Source organism: Pseudomonas gingeri, from assembly GCF_013385635.1.
Classification (GTDB): domain Bacteria; phylum Pseudomonadota; class Gammaproteobacteria; order Pseudomonadales; family Pseudomonadaceae; genus Aquipseudomonas; species Aquipseudomonas gingeri_A.
In genome coordinates this window covers 45,906-54,289 of sequence record NZ_JACAPR010000022.1, presented here as the reverse complement: position 1 = coordinate 54,289, position 8,384 = coordinate 45,906, and the positions used below count along the sequence as shown (strand labels likewise).

The following is an 8,384-nucleotide window of genomic DNA, read 5'->3' as shown; positions in this document are numbered from 1 at the left end:
GGGCGTCTCGCCCCGGGCATCGGTGCCCGGCCACCAGGGCCGGGCCGGTCGCCGGAGTTCAGGGTGAAGCGCGGTTTTCCTGCGCCTGGGTGAAGAGATGGTCGAGCACCGCCTCGATCGTCGGATGATCGAACAGCACCCGCATCGGCAACTCGATTCCCAGCAGGTCTTCGATACGCGCCACGATGCGGGTTGCCAGCAGCGAGTGGCCGCCGAGATGGAAGAAGTTGTCGGTCAGGCCGACGCGCTCGCAGCGCAGCACCTCGCACCAGATCCGCGCCAGCGCCGATTCGATAGGCGTGCTCGGGGCGACGAAGCCCTGCACCGCGAACGCGCCCTCACCCGGCGCTGGCAAGGCCTGGCGGTCGAGCTTGCCGTTGGCGGTCAGCGGCAACGTGTCCAGCAGCACATAGGCCGTCGGCACCAGATGACCGGGCAAGCGCGCCACCACCTGTTCACGCAGCACCACGACGTCGACGGCTGCCCCTTCGGCGCCGGTGCAGTAAGCCACCAGGCGCACCTCGCCCGGCTGCTCTTCGCGAGCGATGACCACGGCTTCGCGCACGCCGGCGCACTGCCGCAGGCAAGCCTCGATTTCACCCGGCTCGATACGGAAGCCGCGAATTTTCACCTGGAAGTCGTTGCGCCCGAGAAACTCCAGGCTGCCATCGGGCCGATAGCGCGCCAGGTCGCCGGTACGGTAAAGACGCTCACCCGCGACAAAGGGATTGTCGATAAAGCGTTCGGCTGTCAGGGCCGCGCGGTTCAGGTAACCACGGGCGACCCCGGCACCACCGATATGGATTTCACCGGCGACGCCGACCGGCACCAGTTGCCCCAGGCTGTCGAGCAGATAGCAGCGCAGGTCCGCCAGTGGCCGGCCGATGGGGCTGGCGCCGGACTGTTCGGCATCTTGCGGGCGCAGCGCCAGGTAGGTGGCGTGCACGGTGATCTCGGTGATGCCATACATATTGATCAGTTGCGTATCGCTGTTGCGCGGATCGGCATACCACGGTTTGAGTGAGGTCGGCTCCAGCGCTTCGCCGCCGAAGACCACGCAGCGCAGGCTATGGGTCGCCGGGCTGCGGGCCTGGGCATCGAGCAGCCCGCGAAAGGCGCTGGGCGTCTGGTTGAGCACCGTCACCCGCTGTTCGCAGAGCAACTGATGGAAGTCCGCCGGGTTGCGGCTGGTCAGGCCCGGAACGATCACCAGGCGCCCGCCATGGAGCAACGCACCCCAGATTTCCCAGACCGAGAAGTCGAAGGCAAAGGAATGGAACAACGTCCAGACATCGTCGCGGTTGAAAGCGAATGGCCCGGCGGTGCTGGTAAAAAGACGGGCGACATGCCGGTGCTCGATCATCACGCCCTTCGGCGTGCCGGTGGAGCCCGAGGTATAGATGACATAGGCCAGGCTGGCCGCGGTCAGCCCCATCGGCTGCGGATCGAGGTTGTCCGCCGGGCACCCGGCCCAGTCACCGGGGTTATCCAGGTCGAGGCAGTCGGGTGCCGTTGTCAGCCCCGAGATAGCCTTATCCAGGACAGAGCGGGTCGCGCCGTGGTGCAGCACCAGCGGCACGCCGCTGTCGTCGAGCAAGTGCCTGAGCCGTTCGCCGGGATACGCCGGGTCCAGCGGCACATAGGCACCGCCGGCCTTGAGGATTGCCAGCAGGCCCACGAGCATTTCCAGCGAGCGCTCGACACACAGGCCCACACGCACTTCAGGCCCGACACCGCGTCCGCACAGATAGTGGGCCAGGCGGTTGGCCCGGACATTGAGCTCGCCATAACTGAGGGTCGTGCCTTCGAAGCTGAGGGCCGTCGCCGAGGGTTGGGCGGTGGCCTGGCGCTCGAAACCCTGGTGCAGGCAGCGGCTGTCCGCCAGGGTGCCGGGCAACGGATTCCATTCCTCCAACAGCAAGCGGCGTTCGTTCGCCGGGAGGATATCCAGGCGTTCGACCGGACTCTGCGGCGCCTGCTCCAGGGCCGCGACCAGGCTTTTCAGGGCGCGTTGCATCATCGCGCAGGTGCGTTGTGCATCCAGGGCCGCGCAGACCTGGGCTCCAATGCGAAAGCCCTCGCCGCTGTCGTCCACGGCCAGCACCAGGGGATAGTTGGTGCGTTCCTCGCCGCCCAGCACCTGAATGCCTTTCCAGGCCCCCGAGGTCGAATCGCCGCCTTCAGTGGCCCGCTCGCTATGCCGGTAATTGAGCAAGGTGGTGAACAACGGCGTTGGCGAGGCGATGCCACTGCAACGCTGGGCCAGTGCCAGGGAGGCGTGTTCGTGCTCGAACAACTGGGTCAACAGCCGATGGGTGCGGCGGACACAGGCCGCCACGCCTTCGGCGGCGAGGTCGATACGGATCGGCAAGGTATTGATGAACGGGCCGAGAATGCGTTCGGCGCCCTCGCCACCGTACAAGCGTCCGAACAATACCGTGCCGAACACCACGTCATGACGTCCTGACGTATGGGCCACCACCTGACCCCAGGCGACATGGAACAGGCTGGCCGGGCTCACGCCCAGCGCCTGGGCGGCCTGGCGCAGGCGCTGGGCGAGATCGCCATCGAGTTGCAGTCGGGCCTCGCCGATGCCGCTGCCGTCCCCCTGGATATCCAGCAGGCCGAACGGTGCGCAAGGTTCAGTGACGCCGGCCAGCATGCCGCGGAAAAACTGCTCCTGGGCCTGCTGGTCACCACCCCTCACCCGCTGGGCAATGAAATTGCGGTACGGCAAGGCCGGCAACAGGCTGTCGGCCTGACCGCCCAGTACCGCCTCGACCTCGGCATTCAGCTGTTTCAGCGAGGTGTTGTCGTCGATGATGTGATGGAACAGGCGCAGGCCCAGCCAGCGCTCGTGGGTATCGTCGCGGGCGACCATCATGCGCATCAGCGGTGCGCGATCCAGGGGCAAGCGGTAATGCCGGGGATCGAAGCGCTGGCGCAACTGCCCGGCGATATCGCCGTCGGCCGGATCGAGTTGCAGCTCTTCGACCAGTCCCCCGACCTGGCGCCAGACCACCTGCACCGGCTGTTCCAGGTCGTCCCAGAACATCGAGGTGCGCAGGATGTCATGGCGCTCGATCACCGTCTCCAGCGCCTGGACATAACGATCGAGGGTCGCCCGGTCGCTGAAGCTCATCAGGCTCCAGAGCAGATAGGGATCGCCGTTGCGCGCCATCAGGTGGTGGAACAGCATGCCCTCCTGCAACGGCGACAGCGGATAGATATCCTGCACATTGTCGGCGCCGCCGGGCACCGTGGCGACAATGGCATCGATCTGCGCCTGGTCCAGCGTCGCCAGCGGCAAGCATTCGGGCGTGATCGGCAGGCCCCGGACAATGCCGTTGGCCGGGATCGGCGCGGCGATCTGTGCCACTTCGACGCCGGCGGCCAGCTCGCGCAGTACCGGCGCACTGAACATCAACCGCGCGTCCAGCTCGATGCCCTGGCGGCGCAGGCGTTCGAGCACCCGCAGGGCCGACAGGGAATGGCCGCCAAGGGCAAAGAAGTTGTCGTCGCGGCCGATCCGTTCGCGACCGAGCACATGGGCCCAGGCTTCCGCCAGGGCGATTTCCACCGGTCCTTGCGCCGGGCTGAACGGTCGCGTGCCGAAGGCACTGTCATCGGGGGCTGGCAACGCCCGGCGATCGAGTTTGCCGTTGGCCGTCAGCGGCAGCGCCTCCAGGCCGACATAGGCGGCCGGGACCATATGCTCCGGCAATGTTGCGGTCAGTTGCGCGCGCAGTTCGCGAACGTTCGGCACAGCGCCCTCGACGGCGGTGTAGTACGCCACCAGGCGCGGCTCGCCCGGCTGGTCCTCGCGGGCGATGACCACCGCTTCGCGCACCCCGCCGCAGCGGCCCAGGCAGGCTTCGATTTCCCCCAGCTCGATGCGGAACCCGCGGATCTTCACCTGGAAATCGTTGCGTCCGAGAAATTCCAGGTTGCCATCCGCCCGGTAGCGGGCCAGGTCACCGGTGCGGTACAGGCGATCACCGGCGACGAAAGGATTGTCGATAAAGCGTTCGGCGGTCAGCTGCGCACGATTCAGGTAACCGCGGGCGACCCCGGCACCACCGATATGGATCTCGCCTTCGGCACCGATCGGCAGCAACTGCCCGGCAGGATCGAGCAGGTAACAACGCAGGTCCGCCAGCGGCCGGCCAATGGGACTGGCACCGGGTTGTTCGGCATCTTCCGCACGCAGGGCCAGGTAGGTGGCGTGCACGGTGATTTCGGTGATGCCGTACATATTGACCAGTTGCGCTTCGCTGTTGCGCGGGTCGGCGAACCACGGCTTGAGCGAGGTCGGCTCCAGCGCTTCGCCGCCGAACACCACGCAGCGCAGGCTGTGGGCCGCCGGATTGCGGGCCTGGGCGCCGAGCAGGCTGCGGAAGGCGCTCGGGGTCTGGTTGAGCACCGTTACCCCTTGCTCGCAGAGCAGTTGGTAGAAGTCCGCCGGGGTACGGCTGGTCAGGGTCGGCACGATCACCAGGCGCCCGCCATGGAGCAGCGCGCCCCAGATTTCCCAGACCGAGAAATCGAAGGCGAAGGAATGGAACAGGGTCCAGACGTCATCGCTGTCGAAATGAAATTGTCCGGCGGTGCTGGCGAACAGCCGGGCCACCTGGGCATGCTCGATCATCACGCCCTTGGGCGTGCCGGTGGAGCCGGAAGTGTAGATGACATAGGCCAGGTGGTTCGCGGTCAGGCCGATTTCCCGTGGGTCGAGATTGTCGTCCGGGCGTTCGGCCCAGCGCGTGGCGTCGGCTTCCAGGTCGAGCAGGCGTGGCTTGCTCACCAGTCCCTTGCAGGCCGCCGTCAGGCTGGGCCGGGCCGCGGCGTGGGTGAGGACCACCGCCGGCGCGCTGTCGGCGAGCAATAAGTGCAGGCGCTCGCTCGGGTAGACCGGGTCCAGCGGTACATAGGCGCCGCCGGCCTTGAGGATCGCCAGCAGTCCCACCACCATGTCCGGTGACCGCTCGACGCACAGGCCCACCAGCACATCGGGACCGACACCGAGGGTACGCAGGTGTCGTGCCAGCCGATTGGCCCGGGCATTCAGCTCGCGGTAGCCGAGCGTCTGGCCTTCGCAACTGACCGCCGGGGCCCAGGGGTCCAGTTCCACCCGGGCCTCGAACAACTGGTGCAGGCAACGCGGCGCTGCGCCCGGCAGGGTCACGTGGTTCCATTCGTTGAGCAGGCGCTGGCGCTCCTCGGCGCCGATCACCGCGTCGCTGTCGAAATGACGCTCGGGTGCCTCCAGGCACTGTCCGAGCAGATCGAGGTAGTTGTCGCGCAGGCGAGTCATGGTGTCTTCCTTGAACAGATCAACCGAGTAGTTCCACAGCAGTGACAACGTGTCCGGGTTGTCGGCCCGGGTGCCCCGGGGAATCAGCACCACTTCGAGGTCGAATTTCGCGGTCTGGTTGCTGTAGGCCTCGAACAGCGAGAGATCGAACCCTGGCCCCTGGAGCCGCGGGGTCTGCGAGTTGTGGAAACTGAAGGCCACCTGGAACAGCGGGTTGCGCGACAGCGAGCGGCTGGGCTGGAACTCGCGCACCAAGCGTTCGAAAGGCACGCTCTCGTGGTCATAGACATCCAGCGCGCGCTCGGCGGTGCGCCGCAGCAACTGGCGAAAGCTCGGTGCGCCACTGAGATCGGCGCGAATCACCACGCTGTTGACGAACATCCCCAGGCAGCGCTCATGGGCCACCGACTTGCGGTTGGCCACCGCCGAGCCGACCAGGAAGTCCTCGATGCCGCAGCGCCGTCCCAGCCATAACTGGAACGCCGTGAACAAGGTGGTGAAGACCGTGACGCCTTCGGCCTCGCTGAACTGGCGCAACCGTGCCGCCAGCTCGACGGGCAGTTCGAAGCGCAGTTGCCGGCCACGCCCGCTGCGTTGCGCGGGTCGGGGAAAGTCGGTGGGCAACGGCAGGGTGAACGGCACGTCCTGCAACTGTTCCTTCCAGAACAGCAACTGCCGGTCGTACCCGGCCTCGGCCGCCGGGCTCTGTTGCCAGCGGGCGTAGTCAGCGTATTGCGCGCCCGGTGCGGGCAAGGGATCGCTGCGGTCGCCGTGATGAAACTGATAGAGATGCAACAGCTCTTCGAGAAAAAGATTCGCGCTCCAGCCGTCGTGGACAAAATGGTGTTCGATATGCACCAGTGCGTACGAGTCGACACCGCGCCGGACCAACAGCCAGCGCACCAGCGGCAGGCTCGCCACGTCGATGTCACGCTGCACCTGCGCGCTGACCCGTGCGTTGAAGGCCGGCTCATCGTCCGCGGGAATATCGATACAGGTCAGCGCCGCACGCGCGTGCTCATGGACGCGCTGGTACGGCACACCTTCGCCATCGGCATGGAAGGTGGTGCGGAAGATTTCATGGCGGGCGACGATCTCGTCCAGGCAGCGTTGCAGCAACGCCACCTCGATCTGGCCCTGGATGCCTATCACGCTCTGGGCGTGATAGGCACGGGCGTCGGACACCTTGTTCAACCACCAGACACCGCTCTGCTGGTACGACAACGGGGCGATCGGCGAGGCCCCGCCAGTGACCGGCTCTTGCGGCGCACTCTCCGTCATCGGCTCACTCAGCCGCTGTGCCACCTGGTGCAGCGTACTTTCGAGAAACAGGCTCTTGAGCGGCAGGCTGCGTCCGCCCTGCTCGCGAACCCGCACGCTGATCTGCAGGGCGCTGAGGGAATCACCGCCGAGGGCGAGGAAATTGTCCTCGCGCCCGACCCGCTCGACCTTCAGCACCTCGGCCCAGATATCGGCCAGCCATTGTTCCAGCTCGCTCCGAGGTGGCACGTATTCGCTGCTGATCAACGCCGCGGCATCTGGCACCGGCAGCGCCTGGCGATCCAGCTTGCCGTTGCTGTTCAGCGGCCACTGCCGCAGGCGCACGCAGGCCGCCGGCAACATATGTTCGGGCAATGCCCGGCGGGCGTGCTCACGCAACCGGCGTGGGCTGACCTCGCTGTCCGCCAGGTAGTAGGCCACCAGCCGGCGTTCGCCGGGCGTGTCCTCGCGGGCGATCACCAGGGCTTCTTCGACTCCCGGCAGACGCTCCAGGCAGGTTTCGATCTCACCGGGCTCGATGCGGAATCCGCGGACCTTGACCTGGAAATCGCAGCGCCCGAGAAACAGCAATTGGCCGTCGGTGTCGAAGCGGGCAAGATCGCCGGTACGGTACAGGCGTTCGCCCGCCACGAAGGGGCTGTCGACAAATCGCTCGGCGCTCAATTCGGCGCGGTTCAGGTAGCCCCGCGCCACGCCGATGCCGCCGATAAACAGCTCGCCGACTTCGCCCGTGCGCACCGGAACGCCCGACTCGTCCAGCAGGACAACACTGGCCCGGTCGATTGGTTCGCCGATGGGCACCGGGCAATCAGGGTCGTGCTGTTCATTGCAACGATACACCGTGGCCCAGATGGTTGTTTCGGTCGGCCCGTAGGCATTGAACAGGCGCCGCCCCACTGCCCAGCTCGCCGCCAGTGCCGGGTTCGGCGCTTCGCCGGCCAGCACCAGCGTGGTCAACGCCGGCAAGGCGTCGGGTTCGCCCAGCCCGGCGAGTACCAGCGGTGGCAAGGTCGCGTGGCTGATGTGCCGTTCACGCAGCAGATGCACCAGGCTATCGCCCAGCAGCAAGGTGCCGGGGTCGGCGATTTCCAGGCAGGCGCCGTGGGTCAGGGCCATGACCCATTCGAAGACCGAGGCGTCGAAACTGAACGAGGCGAATTGCAGCACGCGGCATCCGCGGTCGACCTCGAACAGCGGGCCCTGGACCCGGGCCAGGTTGACCAGCCCGCGGTGCTCGACCATCACGCCCTTGGGCATGCCGGTGGAGCCCGAGGTATAGATCACATAGGCCAGGTGACGGTGGTGCAGGCCGAAGGCTTCGGGATCAGGATTGTCCGCCGGGCAATCGGCCCAGGCGGATTCGTCGTCCAGCTCAAGCACCTCGGGAGACGTCGCCAGGGTCTCCAGGGCCGCCGTCAGGCCATGGCGCGCCGCCGCGTGGGTCAGCAGCAGTCGCGGCGCGCAATCGTCGAGCATGTACGCCAGGCGTTGCGCGGGATAATTGGGGTCAAGGGGAACATAGGCGCCGCCGGCCTTGAGCACCGCCAGCACGCCGACCAGCATCTGCGGCGAGCGCTCCAGGCACAACGCGACCCGGCTGTCGGGACCGACGCCCCGTGTACGCAGGTGGTGCGCCAGGCGATTGGCCCGGGTATTCAGTTGGTGGTAGCTCAGGACCTGGCCCATGAAACCCAGCGCCGGGGCCGAGGGATCACGCAGTACCCGGGATTCGAACAGTTGCTGGATAAGCGCGGTGTTCGGTTCTCTGACCAATTCAAGCCTCTCATTC

At 66.7% G+C, this 8,384-nt stretch carries 1 protein-coding gene and 2 pseudogenes; all 3 read right to left on the bottom strand.

What is annotated here, in order from left to right; all coding sequences use genetic code 11:
• Window positions 1-58 precede the first annotated feature (58 nt).
• A complete protein-coding gene (locus HX851_RS45615; protein WP_439899236.1) occupies window positions 59-3,580 on the bottom strand; it encodes a non-ribosomal peptide synthetase in 3,522 nt (1,173 codons plus the stop codon).
• An 87-nt stretch (window positions 3,581-3,667) separates the two neighbouring features.
• Window positions 3,668-5,083 (bottom strand): annotated as a pseudogene (locus tag HX851_RS45610) (amino acid adenylation domain-containing protein); the annotation flags it as partial.
• A 129-nt stretch (window positions 5,084-5,212) separates the two neighbouring features.
• A pseudogene (locus tag HX851_RS45605) lies at window positions 5,213-8,281 on the bottom strand (amino acid adenylation domain-containing protein); the annotation flags it as partial.
• Window positions 8,282-8,384 lie beyond the last annotated feature (103 nt).